Origin of the sequence: Nostoc sp. CCY 9925 (assembly GCF_963920935.1) — a bacterium.
In the GTDB taxonomy this organism is placed as follows: domain Bacteria; phylum Cyanobacteriota; class Cyanobacteriia; order Cyanobacteriales; family Nostocaceae; genus Nostoc.
Genome location: NZ_CAWUDO010000095.1, coordinates 1 through 18,191, shown reverse-complemented (window position 1 = coordinate 18,191; position 18,191 = coordinate 1). Strand labels below are relative to the sequence as shown.

10 protein-coding genes and 1 pseudogene are annotated in these 18,191 nt (G+C 40.7%); 5 read left to right on the top strand and 6 right to left on the bottom strand.

Annotated features, from left to right (window positions below; translation table 11 throughout):
* Nucleotides 1-156: 156 nt before the first annotated feature.
* Nucleotides 157-522 carry a ferredoxin thioredoxin reductase catalytic beta subunit gene (locus ACM0OY_RS31790; protein ID WP_099070974.1) on the top strand — a complete coding sequence of 122 codons (366 nt, stop codon included), beginning with the start codon at nucleotides 157-159 and terminating at the stop codon, nucleotides 520-522.
* Nucleotides 519-911, top strand: coding sequence for a DUF309 domain-containing protein (locus ACM0OY_RS31785; RefSeq protein ID WP_414572754.1), 393 nt, complete (start codon nucleotides 519-521; stop codon nucleotides 909-911). The genes ACM0OY_RS31790 and ACM0OY_RS31785 overlap by 4 nt, the downstream gene beginning before the upstream one ends.
* A gap of 62 nt (nucleotides 912-973) precedes the next feature.
* Here the strand turns inward: ACM0OY_RS31785 and ACM0OY_RS31780 are convergent, their stop codons facing one another.
* The 4 genes from ACM0OY_RS31780 to ACM0OY_RS31765 all read right to left on the bottom strand — a co-directional run bounded on the left by ACM0OY_RS31780 (nucleotide 974) and on the right by ACM0OY_RS31765 (nucleotide 8,504).
* Nucleotides 974-1,324 carry a hypothetical protein gene (locus tag ACM0OY_RS31780; RefSeq protein ID WP_414572753.1) on the bottom strand — a complete coding sequence of 117 codons (351 nt, stop codon included), beginning with the start codon at nucleotides 1,322-1,324 and terminating at the stop codon, nucleotides 974-976.
* A gap of 271 nt (nucleotides 1,325-1,595) precedes the next feature.
* A complete protein-coding gene (locus tag ACM0OY_RS31775) occupies nucleotides 1,596-2,705 on the bottom strand; it encodes a hypothetical protein (protein ID WP_414572752.1) in 1,110 nt (369 codons plus the stop codon).
* A gap of 83 nt (nucleotides 2,706-2,788) precedes the next feature.
* The gene (locus ACM0OY_RS31770) at nucleotides 2,789-5,761 is read right to left on the bottom strand and encodes a molecular chaperone (RefSeq protein WP_414572751.1); all 2,973 of its coding nucleotides are present in this window, start codon (nucleotides 5,759-5,761) and stop codon (nucleotides 2,789-2,791) included.
* Between the two features lie 217 nt (nucleotides 5,762-5,978).
* A complete protein-coding gene (locus ACM0OY_RS31765; protein WP_414572765.1) occupies nucleotides 5,979-8,504 on the bottom strand; it encodes a proteasome protein in 2,526 nt (841 codons plus the stop codon).
* 691 nt (nucleotides 8,505-9,195) lie between these two features.
* On the opposite strand from ACM0OY_RS31765, the pseudogene ACM0OY_RS31760 reads away from it, so the two are divergent.
* Nucleotides 9,196-12,163 (top strand): annotated as a pseudogene (locus ACM0OY_RS31760) (GAF domain-containing protein).
* A gap of 421 nt (nucleotides 12,164-12,584) precedes the next feature.
* Here the strand turns inward: ACM0OY_RS31760 and ACM0OY_RS31755 are convergent.
* Both ACM0OY_RS31755 and ACM0OY_RS31750 read right to left on the bottom strand, forming a co-directional pair.
* Nucleotides 12,585-13,367 carry an RDD family protein gene (locus ACM0OY_RS31755; RefSeq protein WP_414572750.1) on the bottom strand — a complete coding sequence of 261 codons (783 nt, stop codon included), beginning with the start codon at nucleotides 13,365-13,367 and terminating at the stop codon, nucleotides 12,585-12,587.
* Between the two features lie 57 nt (nucleotides 13,368-13,424).
* Nucleotides 13,425-14,258: a hypothetical protein gene (locus ACM0OY_RS31750; protein ID WP_414572749.1), complete on the bottom strand. Its 834-nt coding sequence runs from the start codon at nucleotides 14,256-14,258 to the stop codon at nucleotides 13,425-13,427.
* Nucleotides 14,259-14,338: 80 nt separating this feature from the next.
* Between ACM0OY_RS31750 and ACM0OY_RS31745 the strand changes: the two genes are divergently transcribed.
* Together ACM0OY_RS31745 and ACM0OY_RS31740 are read left to right on the top strand one after the other, a co-directional pair.
* A complete protein-coding gene (locus ACM0OY_RS31745) occupies nucleotides 14,339-15,292 on the top strand; it encodes a stage II sporulation protein M (protein ID WP_414572748.1) in 954 nt (317 codons plus the stop codon).
* A gap of 304 nt (nucleotides 15,293-15,596) precedes the next feature.
* Nucleotides 15,597-18,092: a response regulator gene (locus ACM0OY_RS31740; protein WP_414572747.1), complete on the top strand. Its 2,496-nt coding sequence runs from the start codon at nucleotides 15,597-15,599 to the stop codon at nucleotides 18,090-18,092.
* The last annotated feature ends 99 nt before the right edge of the window (nucleotides 18,093-18,191 follow it).

Here is an 18,191-nt window from a genome sequence, read left to right as displayed (position 1 = left end):
TAGATTGTCTCTGATCCCAACACACTAGACATATAAGCCTTTGTGCAAAGGTAAAACAATCTCAGCGGCTAATGTTGGGGAAATACACCCAGTAATCCCCTAGTGGGACTGAGGTACAATGCAAAGAAATATTTAAATTATGAGTGCCCGATCCACATGATCACATCAGAAGTTAACACAAAATCCAGCGATAAAAGTCTAGAGGCAATGCGCCATTTTTCCGAACAATACGCCAAGCGTACTGGAACATACTTCTGTTCTGAACCTTCAGTTACCGCAGTGGTGATTGAAGGACTAGCTAAACATAAAGACGAGCTGGGTTCGCCTTTGTGTCCCTGTCGCCACTACGAAGATAAAGAAGCTGAGGTTCACGCCACATATTGGAACTGTCCCTGTGTGCCAATGAGAGAACGTAAAGAGTGCCACTGCATGTTGTTCCTCACCCCTGACAATGAGTTTGCTGGAGACAAACAAGAAATCTCTCTGGAAACAATTAAAGAAGTGCGAGACAGTATGGGATGAGTGAAACCATGCCACAAGAGTTTTGGCAAGGCATAGAACAATTCAATTCTGGTCAGTTTTACGCCTGCCATGACACTTTAGAGGCTTTGTGGATTGAAGCCAGCGAACCAGAAAAAACCTTTTATCAAGGCATTCTGCAAATTGCTGTGGCACTGTATCATCTGGAAAATCGTAACTGGCGAGGTGCGGTAATTCTGCTGGGAGAAGGCAGCAATCGCCTGCGGCGTTACCCATCTAGTTACGGCGGTATTGATATAGATGAGCTATTGAGTCAAAGCGTAGCATTGTTGAAGACATTGCAACAAATAGGAGCAGATAAAATTAGCGCTGGCGAACTGGGTGAAAATGAAGTCCTATCTTTACCTAGAATTGTGCTAGTTAGCGATTGATCGAGTTTAAGCAGGTGAAGAAAGACAAGGAAGATAGGGAGAAAATTACTTTCTTGTCTTCCTTAAGATAAACCCAACAAACGTAACGCTTGCCGACTCACTGACATTGCCTCAACCCACATCAGTCCTTCTACTTCCAGGCAACGTAGCACATCTGTTAAGTGCTGTATGTGTCGATACACTAGACTCAGTACTATTGCTGCCATCACCGGCAGCGTTAGTATACGTAGGCATAGCCCGCCGTAGGCATCGCGTAAGCTACGCTCTTTGCCTTTGACATCTTTGAGATTGGCAAATGTCCCTGGAGTTAATAGCTCTATCAACCGTGATTCGATGTGTTGGTTTGTTGGGGCTGGGCAACTTACCCGATGTCGAAAGTCTGGATTTCCTTGTTTTTTCCGTGGCTTTGTCATGGCTATTCTCAACACCCTTGTGTTGAGTTTAACTATTGAGCTTTAACCACTTGACAAGATTCTATTTTTCTTAACTTGACACCAATGGCAAGATGCCCGCCCTGGTTGTGCAAATTAAATACGCGACAGCTTATATAGCAGAAGGCAGAAGGCAGGAGGCAGGAGGCAGGAGGTAAAAGTATTACTATTCCTAGCTTCCATGCTTTCAAAATGTCCTAACCTGTGTGACTACGGCTATAACTCTGTATTTTTCGATAAAAATCGCCACCAGTTAGCGTGATGAGCGAAATATTACACGACCTGGGGATTCTTCCTGGTTAATTCGTGTATATACCCGCAGGCAAGTTAACACTTCCCCAAGAGTACCACCAAAATCTAGCTGTAAGTCATCTTTAGATGAAGCGCAGATATCTGCGTAAAGTCCGGATAATTGGCGAATCCGCACTTCATAACCTGCATTTATGGCTTTATCAGCAACCTTCTTGAGGATGCGCCGTGATTCATGTTGTAGCTTACCCCACCAAGAATAACGTTCAGCCGGTGGTGCAAATACCAAAGAGTGTATTGCTTCATCCATGTCAATCCAGGTACGCAAAATAGACAGGGGATCGGCATTTTCTTCAGCTTTTTGGGTGCGTTGACAGCGATCGCTCAAAGCATTAATATATTGACTTCGCTGTTCTGGTTTGGAGTGTAACGGGATAACATCGAAGCTACAAACACTCTTTAAAGCATGATATAAATCTGGTTCTATTTCAATAAACTTCATATATAAAAATAAGAATCCTGCTGATAAATCGAATTGATTATTTTGGGAAACTTGATAATTTAAAAGTGCTTTTTGAGATAAACTTAATCCCTGAGTTTTAACAGTACCGCTCAGTCCAGGGTAAATAATTTCATCACGGATAAAAGGAAGTCGATAGAGATTAGAATTATCTGCGATCGCGCCAATTTCTTGAGCCATATCTATAGTGCGTTGTCGCCAAGATGCAGCTAAATCTTCCGGTATTCGCAACAATTTGCGTTGAATTTCATTCCATAAATCTGAATCAGTTTGGCTTTGCAGTTGGGAATTTCCCAAAAAATAATTAAGTTCTGAATCAGAATCAAAAGCTTCTCTTAGATGATTTAGTTTTAATGTATTTTGGGGCGGTATAATCACATCTCCCCAACCATTATCTACCTGTGAGGGTGTAGGCGCAGGTTGCAATAAGCTATGAAGTTCTTGCAGCAACTCATCGCATAGCTCGACTCCTGGATCTAGTGGAAATTCTGTACGAGCCTGATTTAAAGTAGCTTCGAGTCCATAGAGAGTAAACCGCAATAACTGGCCTAATTCTGAGTTTTGTATTTGTAATAATTGACGGAAATGCTGCATTAATATTACCTTTTTTTATCTCACACTAAGACGCAAGACGCTAACAAAACCTTTGCGTCTTTGCGTCTCTGCGTGAAACAATTCTAATGTATACCGCAAAATGGATCGCGTTCTTTATCAACTTCATTAGGTTGTAATTCTAATTCAGCAAGATAAACGCATCCTTCTTGTTTCAGACATTCTTGATTTGTTGATATCCAATAAGGTACTTCACCTGCGTGCATCCGTAAAATGCCTTGATTATCCAGAGTTACGCGATATTGACAAGGGTAATCTGTTGTGATGTCTGGTTTACTGAGTGCGCCAATTCTTATCCATTTTTTCGTTTGGGTTTCGGCGTCTATTTGATAAATATAGAAAGTGTGCTGGCCAGTTTTTGGGAAGGGAGGTAAAGGATTACTAATTAATCCGATTCCTGGTTGTGTCACACCATCACACAAGTAATGAAATTCTTGGAAAGATTTATCGTTATTTCCGACTTCAAATACTAAATGATAGGCATCTGGTTGATCTACAGTTGCAGACTCGATGACATTGACAGCAATATCACCATCAGTTAAATCTTTATTGGGGCGTTCTACAGCGATATTCCACTTCAATTTACCATCAGCAAATAACACTGAACTTTCTGAAACTAATGCTCCCAAATCAATGCCAGAAACATCAATTAAGTAATGGGGATTTCCCTGACAAAGCAACACGTTAAATTCGAGGGTTTGGTCAATTTGAAATTGAATTTTTATTTTTTTGAGAAACTCTGTTTCTTGCATTCCTAATTTATTCATCAGGTTTTTGCCGTCGAAGCTACCCCAAAGTCGTAAATCTCCCTCTTCGTAATCTTGGCGGTAGATAATATTAGTTAATTGTATCCCTTGCCAAGGAGTACGAACTTTAGCAACAGTTTCCCAAGATGCTAGTTGATAAAGTTCTTGTCCTGCTCGGAATATAGTCAATAAATCGTTGCTTTGGGTTTTACGTTTGAAGTTGCAAGGCAAATAATAAAACAGGTTTTTAACATCAATTTCTAGCTGGTTAGCTCCCTTACGTAGCAAAGTTTTTGATTCTTCTGGATCGAATCTCAATCTTCGTAATTTTTCGGCATAGCAGGCACCGGCAGAGGTGGCTAATTTAGTAAATTCCAAAACAAAAGTAATGCGTTCTGGATTCCAAACAAAATAGGGCGACTTACTAAATTCTTGATAGATTTGTCGCTGTACCAAGTCGAGATTACAGGTTTTACCAGACAGAATTAACCAGTCAACTTTTTGAGAATTCCAAGAATCTTTGGTGATGTCATCGGGACGCAAACGGCTTTCCATTAATCCTTTAGCAATACCGATCGCTTCTTTAATTCCGGAAACTGCGGCTCGTTCAAATTGGTGGTTGTCTAGGGTGATGCAGATGCTATTTGGGTCTTTAACTTGCAATTTAACCGCACTTTGGCTGAGGAGTTCAGAAATTTCTTGTTCAGAAAGTGTGAAAGTTAATAAATAATTATTAGTTGGTGGTTTTTGCCCAAGTTTTAGTTTAGCTGCTTCTGCATAATCCCAGAGGAGGTAAAATGTTTGTAGGCGTTGTGGTGCTTGTTGCCAACGCGTAGGTAACACTTTTTCGGCAGTATCGAGAGCATCTTTGTAAGCAACGTCACCTTCTGGATTTTCTTTATCCAGACATTTTAAAAGACTGCCATTTTTAAATTTACCTTGTTCTAAAAAACGCTCGTTTAATTCCGAGTTAATTAAATCTTCTAGCTTTTCGCTTTCGATGTCACCTGTGGTAACTGCTGTTAATAAAAAGTCAGCGATCGCCACTTTCAAAAGTCGAAATATTCGTAGTGTAATTAATTCTCCACCTAACTGTAAATGTCCTGATGAACCTAATAATTTAGGAGTCAGTTTATAATAACGTCCCCCTAAACCCCGGTCTTCATAATCAGCAAAAGTTGGGGTTTTATCTTCCAAAGTTAACTCAATCAAAGCTAAGTCTGTGGTTCCGCCACCGATATCCAAAACGAGAACATTTTGTGACCATTTATTTCCAGTTTGGCGACAACGAGTTTTAAATGATTCAATACCAATATTCAGATTACCGCCAAATTCTCGCCACAAAAAGAATATCGCCACAGAAACAGCTTCATCATAAGCAGTTTGGACATCATCGATGGCCAACTGTTCAACTAATTCTTTAACTTCCTTACGAACAACAGGCGGCGCGACTGTTGGATAGGTAACAACTGCTGTTAAAAAATCCCCTTCTGAAAATCTGCGTTGCGCCCGTTGGCGGTAGTCTTCAGTTAACTTTATTAAATGTGCCCAAGCCGATTGAATTAGTTCTTTGGCGGTAATTATTTCTTCCTTTCCATCCAAAATAACTGAAAACGATCGCTCTTGACCAAAATAGCGTTTGGGTGAATGATGAAACCTGCTAATAATTTCCTTTAAACTACCGCTTGTACCTTGGGCGATCGCTTTTTTTCTATTATCTCTAGCTTCTCTACCCATCCGCAGTTGTAATTCAGCTAAATGGGAAATTTCCGACTCACTAGGAATTTCTGTTTCACGGCGATCAATATCCAGTACAACTGGGATAAGATTTTGCGATTCTAAGGTAGGAACGCGGAACACTTCATGATAGATTTGATAGAGTTTTTTGCTGACAGCCCGACGGAATCTTTCGCTATTTCCTAAACATAGTTCAATTTGGCGAATTGCTTCCAAAAATCGCTCTTTATTATCAGCTTCAAAAACTTCGCTTAATTTTCTTGGTTCTATTTCTAGGTTTTTGCTAATTTCTAAAATAAACTTTTCCCAATCTTCATCGCTGACATCTGGTAAAGCTACAGAAGCGGGAGAACTCAGCCATTGTGATAAGCGATCGCGCAATCGAATTTCTTGTTCTTTGGGTAAAATTTCGGCGATAGGTACTTCAATGGGATCGAAAAGTGTAACTGTAGAATTCGACGTACCAAAATCTAATGCAAACCATCCCGGAAATCTTTTTTGTTGTTTATCATTTGGTTGTTTATCAGTATAGTTGTTCAATTGGAAAGGGTTCATTATAGTATCAAATGATTCTATTGAGGACTGGCTTTTTATTTGGGGCGTAGGTGTAGCCCGCCGTAGGCATCGCTTTTATTATGAAAGAGCGATCGCCATGATAATTAAACAGTAATTGTTGTGATTACTCAGCACCCTACGCCATCGCTTTGAAAAATGATTCCAAATTCCCAATCTAAAATCAAAAGTGGTATAAGTTGGTTCATTTGAAAACATCTTAGTAAGAAATAGCGGCAATGTCTGAAAGAATCTGCAACCAAGTAGGAACTGCGATTTCAGATGGTAAGTCGCCAGCTGTTAAATATCTCAGTAATGCTTCTTTTTTGGAGAGGTTTTGCAAACTCGGAATAATTTGATCCAAAATGCCTTCTAGTTCGGAATTAATTTGTTGATTCACTTCACTAACATACTGTACAAGATGAAGGCTGGCGCTAGCAGTAATTTCATCTCGTAGTCGCAGTACTAAAAGTTGATGGTTGATAGATCTGGGTAAGCCTTGGCTTTTTTCTGGTGCCCAGTCAAAGATTTGACCAACGTTGTGTTTTTCATCTTGACGTGCTAGAGGAAAAATGATTTCGGGTGCAACAGTTTTGTCTTTACTACTAATTTCAGAAATGATTGCTTCTTTCCATTCGTTGGGGTCGCATCCTAGTAATAATTTATAAAAGAGATCGGCTTCTTCTAAACCAAATTTTGATTCAATTTCTTGTTCCATTTCTGGGTGGAGAATTGCTTTCAATTGGTCGCGTTCTGGGGCTACTTGATTTGATAATTGATTCAACAAATCTACCACAGCCTGACGAATGCGATCGCGGGCAAATTCTTCTACCTCTTTAACGGTTTTTTCAAATACTGGATAAAAATCATCACTCTTTGTAGGCAGAGAACTATTGAGGCGGTTTCCTCGATCAAATAATTTCCCTGCTGCACCTTTAGATTCGGCGAGGGCAATGCTACCATTGTTGACTTTATTGAATAGTAAAGTCCACTGACTCCAATTAAGTATTTTAAAGGTAAGTTCGTCTTTAACTATATCGCTGACAACAACACCGCGTCGGTCTTTTAGTGGTTCTTTTCCTAAACTTTTTTGAAAATTCCTGTATATTTTATCTAAAGTTTCCACCACAAATCGCAATTCGATAAAAGCCGGACTGTCTCCTGTGGGTATACCTTGCTCGTGAATTTCATCTATGATGTCTTTCAAATGATCTTGTTGCTGATTCACTACATCAGCGGCTCTTTTTGTATCTTCATGCAATTGCTTGAGACCATGAGTAGCTACGTGGTTTTGAATCAATTCCCGTAGCTTGCCAAGGCTACCATCTTGAGCAAAGTAACCTAATTGTCTGCCCAAATAACTGCGAGTATCAGAGTCTAACAGGCGTTGGCTTAAGCGTCCCCATTTATCTTGTAGGCGTTTAGATCTGTCTAAATAATCAGGATAGTCTAAGTTAGCTAAAAACTCTGGTGAACCTGCTTTGACTTTAGTTGAACGTTTTGCTAAATCAGCTAATCCTAACAGTGGTGACAGTAAAACAATGCGGTCTTTTTGAGTTGTAAACGCCTGTGCGCCATCAATAGTAGTTTGCAGAACTTTGAGCTTTTGGAAAACAATTTCCTCATGCAAATCCCTATCTTCAGTTAGTTGGTCGAGTTCTCTTTCACCACCCTCACTCTCTAAAGGTAGTTGATCGAAACGACCGACACCGACGAGAATTAAATCTTTCAGGTCTTGTCCAGGTCGCTGCTGCTGCATCATCGTAAAGATTTTATTAGCGCGATCGCTTCCTGGAGATTTGCCATTTAGCAATACTAAAATTGTCTGTACTTCTGCCAATTCCCGCAATGATAAAAAGGTATCCCTAGCCCCGGAATTAGCAGCTCCCAATCCCGGAAAATCGATGAGAATAAATTTAGCAGCACCCCTAACATCCCAAATTTCCCGTGAGATTTTCACGTCAATATCTACGCGGCGAATCAGTGGAAAGCTGTTTTGTAATAATTTCGTTGGTAGCCTCTGGGGTTGACTCGGTAATCGGATATGGGCTGGCGGTAAATCTTCAAATTTGAGAGTTTGGATTGCCATTGGCTGTTCCACTAGCTGTAGCCCTTCGTGGGCGGTGGTAGCATCAATCTGGTAGCGCCCACCACACATTACTTCCCCATAAGCTTGATAAGCTCGTAAAAACAATACTAACTCTCTGAGCAGATAGCGTAATTCTAAATTGTTAGAACTATTCCATGCTTCCTCACACCAGCCAATAATATCTTTGCCAGAGTTGAGCTTTGAAACTGGTATGGGAGGAAGTCCGGCTGCTGTTGTCCGCTTATTCGCTTCCCCCAGCATGAAACGCAGACACTCGTGCACCCCTTCATGGGAAAGATATTCTACAGTAAAATTATTGAGCTGTGTTGTTGTAAAATTATCTTGGGGTATAATGTGCAGGGCGGTGACATTACCTGTAGTCGGGTTTTCACTGACTGGCAAAGCATCTGCATATCCAATCAAACTGCCTAGAAGTAAAGTTTTGCCACTACTGAATTCCCCCATCACACCAATTTTCACAGGTGAAGTGGCAAGATCTACAGTTTTTTCGGCAGCTTGCCGCAGACGACGGAGACAATCATCAAGACTAGCCGGAACCCAATCTTCTTGTTTTGAAGGGTATTCAGGTACAGAATCTATCTTCCGGAGGATGAATTCGCCGTACTCTTTAAAACTAGCCAGCTTGTCTGGTTCCATAGAGTAGTTTCCGCCTAACATAAATTTCTCTGAGCTTTATAACATATAAATTGCGATCGCCAGGGATCTATACAACAAACTGAGCATTGAGAGTTCTGTGTGCTGAGTTAGGAGTTATTATTCTCTGCATCTGACTCATCTCCCTCAACCTGCCAAGACAATTTTGAAAAATCTGGCTTTGCTAGGAAAAATAAATATTGATTTGGTATGAAAATCTGGGAAATTGTGAATTTTTGATGAAGACATAATCGCCTCATATAGTATTTGTAAATAATTCGTGAAAAGTCAGATCCCGACTTCTCAAAGAAGTCGGGGTAGAGCTAATTCAGATTTTCAAGCATTGAATTAGATAATCAGTATAAATTTATCAATGATTTCCAAGATCGAGCTTGCTTAAGTAATTTTACTGAAGGGTGGAAATTTTCAGTTTGCATAAAAATGGTGAAGCTGTTCTTAATCAAAACTTCAGCATTTTCCTAATTTATTTACACAAAAAGAGGAATTAATGTATCTATAAAAAGAAATAAAGTATTAAGATCGTCAACAAGTTGAGATAGAATATTATACACATTTTTTAACAAATCTAATTTTAGAGATTTTACTTCAATAATTTAGGCAGAGCAGGCAGGCAAAAGTGTTTCCTAAAAGGGTGCAAAGCTACATTAATCAAATAAACGTTGAAAAACAAAAGATCCAACAAGATGAGAAAATATTTAAGCAACAGTGTCAATTTCCACAAAAAAAGCAAGCAAGAGAATTAACAAAAGTATTAAGGCGACTGGCAGCCGAAACTGCAAAACGCCAAACTGTTGAAGCACAGTTACACCAAAAAACATCAGAATTTGCAGCGATTTTACAAGTACTTCCTGATTTGTACTTTCGTGTTGATGCTGATGGCACTATCCTGGATTATCGACCAGGAAAAATGCCAAATCTGTGTATTGCACAAGGAGTTGAACAGGGCAAGAGTTTGCGAGAATACCTACCAACTGCTGTAGGCGATCGCTTCCACCAAGCAATCACTCAAGTACTTGCAACTCAATCTGAAGTTAGTTTTGAATATAGCTTACCGCTACCACTAGGAAATGGTAACTTTGAAGCTAGATTATTACCATTCCCAAAACAAGAAATCATAGTTCTTGTCCGCGAAAACGAGGATAAAATACAAGCAGCATTGCTCGAAAGTAATGCCAAATTTCGCACTATTATCGAAAATGCCAATAACATTCTTTTTGCACTGACGGTTGAAGGGATATTTTCCTACCTTTCTCCGAACTTGACTGATATTTTAGGATATGAAGTTGCCGAGGTGGAAGGCAAACCCTTTAATCTGTTTGTACATCCTGATGATGTACCTATATGTGCAGATTATTTGCAAAGAGTTGTCACAACAGGCGAAAAACAAGACCCAATTGAATATCGACTAAAACACAAAAATGGTAGTTGGCGATGGCATACAAGCAACTCATCTGCTACTAGAGATGCCAATGGCAATGTTTTGAACTTCGTTGGCATTTGCTATGACACTACTGACCGCAAACAGGCAGAAGAAGCATTAGCAGAACGCGCACGTTTAGCAAATTTTCGTGCCGATGTAGACGCAGCCCTAACCCAGAGTGACAATTTAGAAAACATGATGCGTCGCTGTACTGAGGCTTTAGTTCAACATCTGGATGCGGCCTTTGCTCGGATTTGGACGCTTAATAAACAGGAAAATGTACTAGAGTTGCAAGTCAGTTCTGGGATTTACACCCATATTAATGGGGTTCATAGACGTGTGCCAGTTGGTGAATTCAAAATTGGTTTGATTGCCCAAGAAGGTAAACCCCACCTAACTAACTGCGTGCAGACAGATCCCCGCGTGGGTAACAAAGAGTGGGCGCAGCGAGAAGGTATGGTGGCTTTCGCTGGGTATCCTCTGATTGTTGAAGGTGAAACTGTAGGGGTGATAGCGATGTTTTCCCGCCAAGTAGTCACACAATCAACTTTTAAAGCCCTGGAATTTGCCGCCCAAGAGATTGCCATTGGCATCAAACGCAAACAAACAGAAATCGCACTTAGAGAAAGCGCCCGGCGGGAAAGATTACTCAATCGCCTTTCTAGCCAAATTCGAGCTTCCTTGGATCTCAATTACATTGTAGAAACGGCAGTGCGGGAGATTCGCAACTTATTTCAAATAGATCGCTGTGCCTTCTTTTGGTATCGACAAAACGCTGAAGTCCCCTACTGGGAAAGAGTATATGAGGCCAAAAGTTCGTTTTTACCATGTCTGCTGAACGACCGAGGAAATAATGCAGAAATCGAACTCATTGCCAGCAAAACTTTGAACAGAGAAATCATCCGCATCAATGATGTTAATACTGTGGGCTATGGCATTACACGGGAATTTTTGAACGATTTCAACTTCACTGCTTTTATGTCGTTGCCCGTACATACCCAATCTGGGGAAATTGGCGCCTTTAGCTGTGGTTATTGTAATGGCTTTCGGCCTTGGCTAGACAACGAAATAAAATTACTCCAAGCAGTTACAGACCAAATAGCGATCGCTATTGACCAAGCTAAACTTTACACCCAAAGTCGCATCGCCGCCCAAACTGCCCAAGACAAAGCCCAGCAACTAGAAGCAGCGCTGCTAGAACTTCAACAAACCCAAGCGCAACTAATTCAAACTGAAAAAATGTCTAGTTTGGGACAGTTGGTAGCGAGCGGGAATTGCCCACGAAATCAATAATCCCGTCAATTTTATCTATGGCAATATTAGCCACGCCAGTCAATATATCCAAGATTTGCTCCACTTAATAGAACTTTATCAACAGCACTACTGCCCACCAGCACCAGAAATTCACCAACAAATCCAAGCCATTGATTTAGACTTTCTCAAACAAGACTTGCCCAAAGTCCTCAATTCTATCAATATGGGTTCTGAACGCATTCGCCAGATTGTCTTATCTTTACGCAATTTTTCTCGCCTTGATGAAGACGGCATGAAACCAGTGGATATCCATGAAGGTTTGGATAACACCTTGCTACTACTACAAAATCGCTTGAAAGGCAAACCAGGACATCCCGAAATCCAAGTAATTAAAGAGTACGGCAACCTGCCACGAGTAGTGTGTCACGCGGGACAAATGAATCAGGTATTTATGAATCTTCTGATAAATGCGATCGATGCATTAGAAGAGGGAGTGGGGAGACTTGTACTGAGCGGAGCCGAAGTATGGGGAGATGGGGAAATAGGGGGATGGGAAGATGAGGTAGACGGGGGGACATGGAGAGAAGTCAGAGCGTCGGCTTCCGGCGAACTGAACTTCGGAGGATGCGGGGACGCGGGGAATAAACCAATGCCCCATACTTCTCTACGAGAGGCTGCGCTCAGTACAATTGCCGTATGCCTAATACCGAAAATTCGCATCCGTACTTGCATTGATAAAAATTGTGTAACAATTCGCATTGCTGATAATGGTTTAGGAATGAGTGAAAAAGTACGCAAACGATTATTTGACCCGTTTTTCACTACCAAACCTGTGGGTAAAGGCACTGGTATGGGTTTATCGATTAGTTACCAAATTGTTGTTAAAAAACATTCTGGGCAACTTGAGTGTATTTCAGCACCAGGAGAAGGTGCTGAGTTTGCGATCGCTATTCCGCTAAAGCAGTAACAGCGATCGTTAACATAATTTATTTTTAATCTTTTGTTAACTAAAATTTAATCTGTTAGTTGTTAACTGATCTCAATTCACTTTTTGCTGCAACATTTGAAAGTCCCTCCAACAACTGGAAATTTACAGGAGTTGGGGGATTATTTATAGGACTCCTATTTGATTTTTGAGAAGCTAGGTAGACTTAATCTTCTAGAATCATTCTGCCTGTTGCCTTTTGCCTCTTGCCTATCTACGTAAATAATTTCAGTAATCAAACCGGATTCCTAATATATAAATTACGCATTGACAATAAATACAAAATGTGAATTCTGAAAGCCATATCTGTTGTAGGGGTTTAGCAATGCTCATTGGTGTCAAGTTCAGAGCAAGAGACGCGATTTATCACGTCTCTTGGATTTATAAAATTTAGAATTCTTCTTTAAAATTCCTGCTGTTGATAGACAAGATAAATAGCTTCTAAAAATACATCAGGTGTAACAGTTTCTGGCAATTTTTCTAAATTAATAATAGATTTAACTTGCTCAGCTAAGTTTAAAGATAGTGATGCTCTTGCTTTCAATGACATTGCACCACGCCGCTGTAAATATTCACGAATAATAGCAAAATCATCAGGTAATAATTGGGATAAATTAGCAGTTTGTAGTAATTCGTCGTGGAGTATTTTTGCTTGTTCGGAAATTGTGAATGTCGATGCATTAGCTGGTTGCGCTTGAATGACAATTGTACCAGCAGCCAAATCGCCCAAACGCTTCTCGCGGCTACCCAACATTATTAAAAAAGCTCCAATAAACAAAGTTTCATCAAAGGGTCGCAATAAGGCACGTAATGTTGCTTGTTGTAGCCCGATGAGTCTACCATCATCTCGAACCACGCGAATTTTAGCAATGCGTTTACCAGGAGTTTGTCCAAACCACAAGGTTTCAAAAAATACGAAATAACCAATGTAAATTGCAAAGGCGATAAAGAAGAAAATCGCTAACAACCAAAGTCCTATATTCCCAGGATTTGTAACTAAATCTTCGAGAAAATTGAACAGTTGTGTTGAGAAGAAAGTCCACGCCAACACAAACACTAGCAAACTTATACCCAAAACTGTATAGTCAATCAGCAATGCTAAAGCTCGATTGCCGATTCCTGCTAAAGTAAATTCCAGTTCTACACTTTCTGGAGTCTGGAATGAGATGCGATTAAAAAAGCGCATATATGAACTAATGAAAAATTAATAAAGTTGAATTCAGGTATTGTGTTAACGAAAATACTACAAAGGAGGTTGTCGTAACTGCAAACCCAAACCTTCACGCCGACTACGCAAGTCAAAGTATAAAACAGCCTTTAGTGCTTGCCAGAATGGCATCACAAAAACTCCACCCACTAAGCTACCAATCCAAGAAATAAAATACACAAGTGAGTAGATAGCAGTACCTTGCTCAAGTCTTAAGAGGAATAAGCTGGGTATATAGTTGAATACAAATACTATGGGCAGTGTGACGAGAAAAGCAACTAAAACGACGCCTTGAATGCGAAATACTGAGGCTTTAGTTAACTCCCAACTTCTGGCAACACTTTCGCCACCATTAATATTTTCTTCAACTGCTAGGGGAACTTCAGCAACAATCCAACGCGAGTAAAACCAGGTTAGTCCCAACACCAGAATCACTACCACTACAATTGCTGCCAATATACCTGCGACTATAGCGCCAGAACTACCTAATATCACTCCTAATACTAGTCCCAGTAAGAAAGCGATTGTACCACCAACGATCGCTAATCCAAAATAAACTAGCACCAGAGATAATCCTACTTGGAAACCAACTCTTAAAAATGACCATAGACGTGAATCAACATGGCTTCTGGCAGATTTGACACTTTCAGGCTGGTAAAGCAATTCTCCAAAAGCCAAGCGTGAAATTAATCCAGAAATGGCAGCATATTTCGCCCAGCCATAGATCGGGACTAGAACCCACAAGTGAGCGATCGCTGCTAAATTTAGATAACTCTTGAGATGAGAACGATACAGTCGCACCGCAGCACTGACAACGTTACCGATACTCAGTGGTTGTATGTGACCCGGAGATCCAAAATTTTCAGACATAATACCAAATTTCCCTTGAAAGTACGGATCTGAATTTGAGGCTATCTTAAGCTAAGTTAAAGTCAGTGTTCCCAAAATTCATGAATATTCAACGTTGGATTGCACGACGAGAACCGAATTGGCAGCGTTTGGATGCCCTATTAAAGCAGGTAGAAAAAAAAGGGCTAAAGTCTCTACGGGCAGCCGAAATTAGAGAATTAGCAAGTTTATATCGTTCAGTAGCCGCAGATTTAGCCCGTGCCCGTACCCAGCAAATCAGCAATACTTTGATACAAAGTTTACAATCTTTAACAACTCGTGCTTATACGCAAATTTATCAGGGTTCACGGCGACAGGAGTGGCAGGCAGTTTTAGAATTTTACCGTTGGGGATTACCATCTGTAGTCCAAAAAACATTTGCATATATCGCTGCGGCAACGGCGCTGTTTCTATTGGGTGGAGTAGTGGCTTGGTGGTATTCCTGGCAAAATCCTAGCTTCATGTCCTTGATCGTACCTGAAAACTTGATAACCAAGGTACGAGATGAGCATAAATTGTGGATGGGGTCAATTGTTGGCATTGAACCTCTAGCATCCAGCGGGATTACGATTAATAACTTGGCAGTGTCTTTTGGGGCTATTGCCGGTGGAATTACCGCTGGGATATACACAGCTTATTTGATGGTATTTAATGGTTTATTAATTGGTGCCGTTGGTACTTTAGTTGGTCAAAATAATCTGGCTTATCCTTTTTGGGCGTTTGTATTTCCGCATGGTTCCTTAGAACTACCAGCGATATTTTTTGCTGGAGGTGCGGGATTTTTATTAGCAAGAGCAATTTTATTTCCTGGCAAATATCGCCGAGGCGATGCGCTGAAGTTTTATGGAAATCAGGCAGCGCAGTTAGTATTTGGGATTGTACCAATGTTGATGATTGCAGGTGCGATCGAAGGCTTCTTTTCGCCTAATCCTAACGTACCCGATCCAATTAAATATCTCGCAGGAATCGGATTGTTTATACTTTTAGTGATGTATTGTAGTCGCAAGAAACCATGAAATTAAGTAAAGCAGATATAAGATTTTAGGCTATAGATAAATGCTTGTATAGCTGCTTGATTTTGTTCAAATTATCGAGTTTGAGTGGACAAAAATTATTAGTTATAAATTATAAACCTGAAGTATTACTAACATCTAGCAATCCTATTTGATTTTTGAACAAAATTCCGTACCTTTAATCTTCCATAACCCTATTGCCTCTTGCCTCTTGCCTACCTACACAGATAATTTCCTAAATATCGAGTACCTTTAGGCTACTTTTAGGCTTATGATTTGAAGGCAATCGGACTTGTAGCCAAATCAAATGTTACGAATTCTCTTGATTGATGACAATCCGAACGATCGCCTCTTAGCAATTCGGCAATTGGAACGTGAGTTTTCTGACCTCCAAGTACAACAAGTTGCCACACCAGAAGACTTCGCTCAAGCATTGCAGAGGGGGCAATTTGACTTGGTTGTCACCGATTATCAATTGCGCTGGAGTAATGGTATAGAAGTACTAGACGCAATTAAAGCTAGTTATCCTAACTGCCCAGTGATTATGTTCACCAACAGCGGCACTCAGGAGATTGCTGTGGAGGCAATGAAATCTGGATTGGATGACTATGTGATCAAATCTCCTCAGCACCAGGTACGCTTAACAGCAGCAGTGCGATCGGCAATAGAACGCACTGAAACTCGCCAAAAAGCTGCGAATTTAGAAATTCGGTTTCAAACTCTGCTCAACCGCCTCAATGTCGGGATTTATCGGGCAACTTTTGATGGTTCTTTGTTGGAATGCAACCCAGCATTCCTGCGTTTGATTGGGTTGGGAACCTTACCCCAAGAGCAAGTAAGCCGATTCATAGAGCTTTATTTTCAGCCAGAAGATTATACTCAGCTCATTAATCAACTGCGAGAAAATGGCGAAGTGCGCGATCGCGAAATCCAATTGCGACGAGCTGATGGTAGTTTGATTTGGGTGCGTGTAAGTAAAACCTTCACAAAAATTGATGGTAACGGTATCATTGATGGCCTGGTAGAAGATATTAGCGATCGCAAACGAGTAGAGTTAGAACGAGAGCAACTACTCATCAGCGAACAAGCAGCCCGCATGGAAGCTGAGGCTGAAAAGCAAAATTACAGCTTATTGTCCGAAGCCAGCCGATTGCTGGTATCTTCCCTGGATTACCGCACGACTCTAGCAAAATTAGCCAACTTGGTGGTTCCTACTTTAGCTGATTGCTGCTTCATTGATATTGTTGACACTAATTTGACACTATTTGAAGAACCAGTTGTTGCAGCAACTACTCCTGAAAAAGAAGCACTAGCTCTTTTACTAAGACGGTTTTATTCCACTTCAGCAGATGCTGATTTTGGTGTCAGAAAAGTTTTGCAAACAGGCGAACCAGAATTAGTTACTGATGCAGCAGCGGATTCATTTTTACTAGCAATGAAACAGGATGCAGAAACCCAACGGTTGATGCGCCAAATCGACATTCAATCCTACATAATTGTGCCCTTAGTGGCTCGTGATGCCTACGACGCAATGCGCCTACGCAAGCTAGGTACAATTACTTTAATTACTACCCAAACGAACCGTCGCTACAGTACAGCTAATTTAAATATGGCTCAAGCGCTGGCTCTGCGGGCAGCTACAGCAATTGACAATGCTCGGCTTTACCAGCAAGCTTTAGATGCAAATCGCATTAAAGATGAGTTTCTGGCTGTTCTCTCTCACGAAATCAGAACTCCCCTAAATCCGATTTTGGGTTGGGCAAAACTTCTGCGTAGCAACAAGCTAGATTCACAAAAAACTGCTTTAGCTCTGGAAACTATTGAACGTAACGCTAAGTTACAAACTAAACTGATTGAAGACTTATTAGATATCTCCCGCATCTTGCGAGGTAAACTCAATCTCAATGTTTGCCCAGTTGATTTGCCAACAATTATTCGAGCCGCGATGGAAACAGTACGGCTATCAGCAGAAGCGAAATTGATTCAAATTTACTCTGCTCTCGATCCTGCCGTTGGTCAAGTATTTGGAGATGCAGGGCGCTTACAACAAATTGTCTGGAATCTCCTCTCTAACGCGATTAAATTTACTCCTGAAGGCGGACAAGTTGAGATTTATTTAGAGCAAATCGATTCTCAGGTTCAAATCAAAGTCAAAGACACAGGCAAAGGAATTAGCCCAGATTTTCTGCCCTATGTGTTTGAGACCTTCCGTCAAGCCGATAGTGCAACTACTAGGAAATTTGGCGGCTTGGGTTTGGGATTAGCAATTGTCCGTTATTTAGTAGAAATGCATGGTGGAACTGTCTTGGCAGAAAGTTTAGGAGAAGGTCATGGAGCAACCTTTATTGTCAACTTGCCGATGATACTTACTGATGCAGTTGACAGTAGTAAAGAAAGCGATGCAACGGTCACCAATACTCCAGCTTTTGATGGTCTGAAAATCTTAGTTGTAGATGACGATGCTGATTCTCTAGAGTTAGTTAGCTTCGTACTTCAACAGTCTGGAGCGACTGTTACAGCTGTACCATCAGCAACACAAGTGTTGGAAATATTACCACAGTGGAAACCAGATTTGCTCGTGAGCGATATCGGAATGCCAGAAATGGATGGCTATATGTTATTGAGACAAATTAGGTTAATGAGTCCAGAAGATGGAGGAAAAATTTTGGCGATCGCTCTTACAGCGTATGCTGGAGAAGGCAACGAACAACAAGCGATCAAAGCAGGTTTTCAAGCCCATATTAGCAAGCCACTAGATCCAGGCCAATTAATTGAAACTATTGCTAACTTAGTGCAAAAATGATTTGTAATTTTTAATTGTTATTCCAGAAGTTTGTGTGGTATCAAGATGCAACAAAGGTGCAGGTCGATGCAACAAAGGTGCAGGTCGATGCAACAAAGG

Coding starts and splice junctions, on each gene's coding strand:
- ACM0OY_RS31790 (WP_099070974.1), top strand. CDS start 157: ATGATCACATCAGAAGTTAACACAAAATCCAGCGATAAAAGTCTAGAG.
- ACM0OY_RS31785 (WP_414572754.1), top strand. CDS start 519: ATGAGTGAAACCATGCCACAAGAGTTTTGGCAAGGCATAGAACAATTC.
- ACM0OY_RS31780 (WP_414572753.1), bottom strand. CDS start 1,324: ATGACAAAGCCACGGAAAAAACAAGGAAATCCAGACTTTCGACATCGG.
- ACM0OY_RS31775 (WP_414572752.1), bottom strand. CDS start 2,705: ATGCAGCATTTCCGTCAATTATTACAAATACAAAACTCAGAATTAGGC.
- ACM0OY_RS31770 (WP_414572751.1), bottom strand. CDS start 5,761: ATGAACCCTTTCCAATTGAACAACTATACTGATAAACAACCAAATGAT.
- ACM0OY_RS31765 (WP_414572765.1), bottom strand. CDS start 8,504: ATGGAACCAGACAAGCTGGCTAGTTTTAAAGAGTACGGCGAATTCATC.
- ACM0OY_RS31755 (WP_414572750.1), bottom strand. CDS start 13,367: ATGCGCTTTTTTAATCGCATCTCATTCCAGACTCCAGAAAGTGTAGAA.
- ACM0OY_RS31750 (WP_414572749.1), bottom strand. CDS start 14,258: ATGTCTGAAAATTTTGGATCTCCGGGTCACATACAACCACTGAGTATC.
- ACM0OY_RS31745 (WP_414572748.1), top strand. CDS start 14,339: ATGAATATTCAACGTTGGATTGCACGACGAGAACCGAATTGGCAGCGT.
- ACM0OY_RS31740 (WP_414572747.1), top strand. CDS start 15,597: ATGTTACGAATTCTCTTGATTGATGACAATCCGAACGATCGCCTCTTA.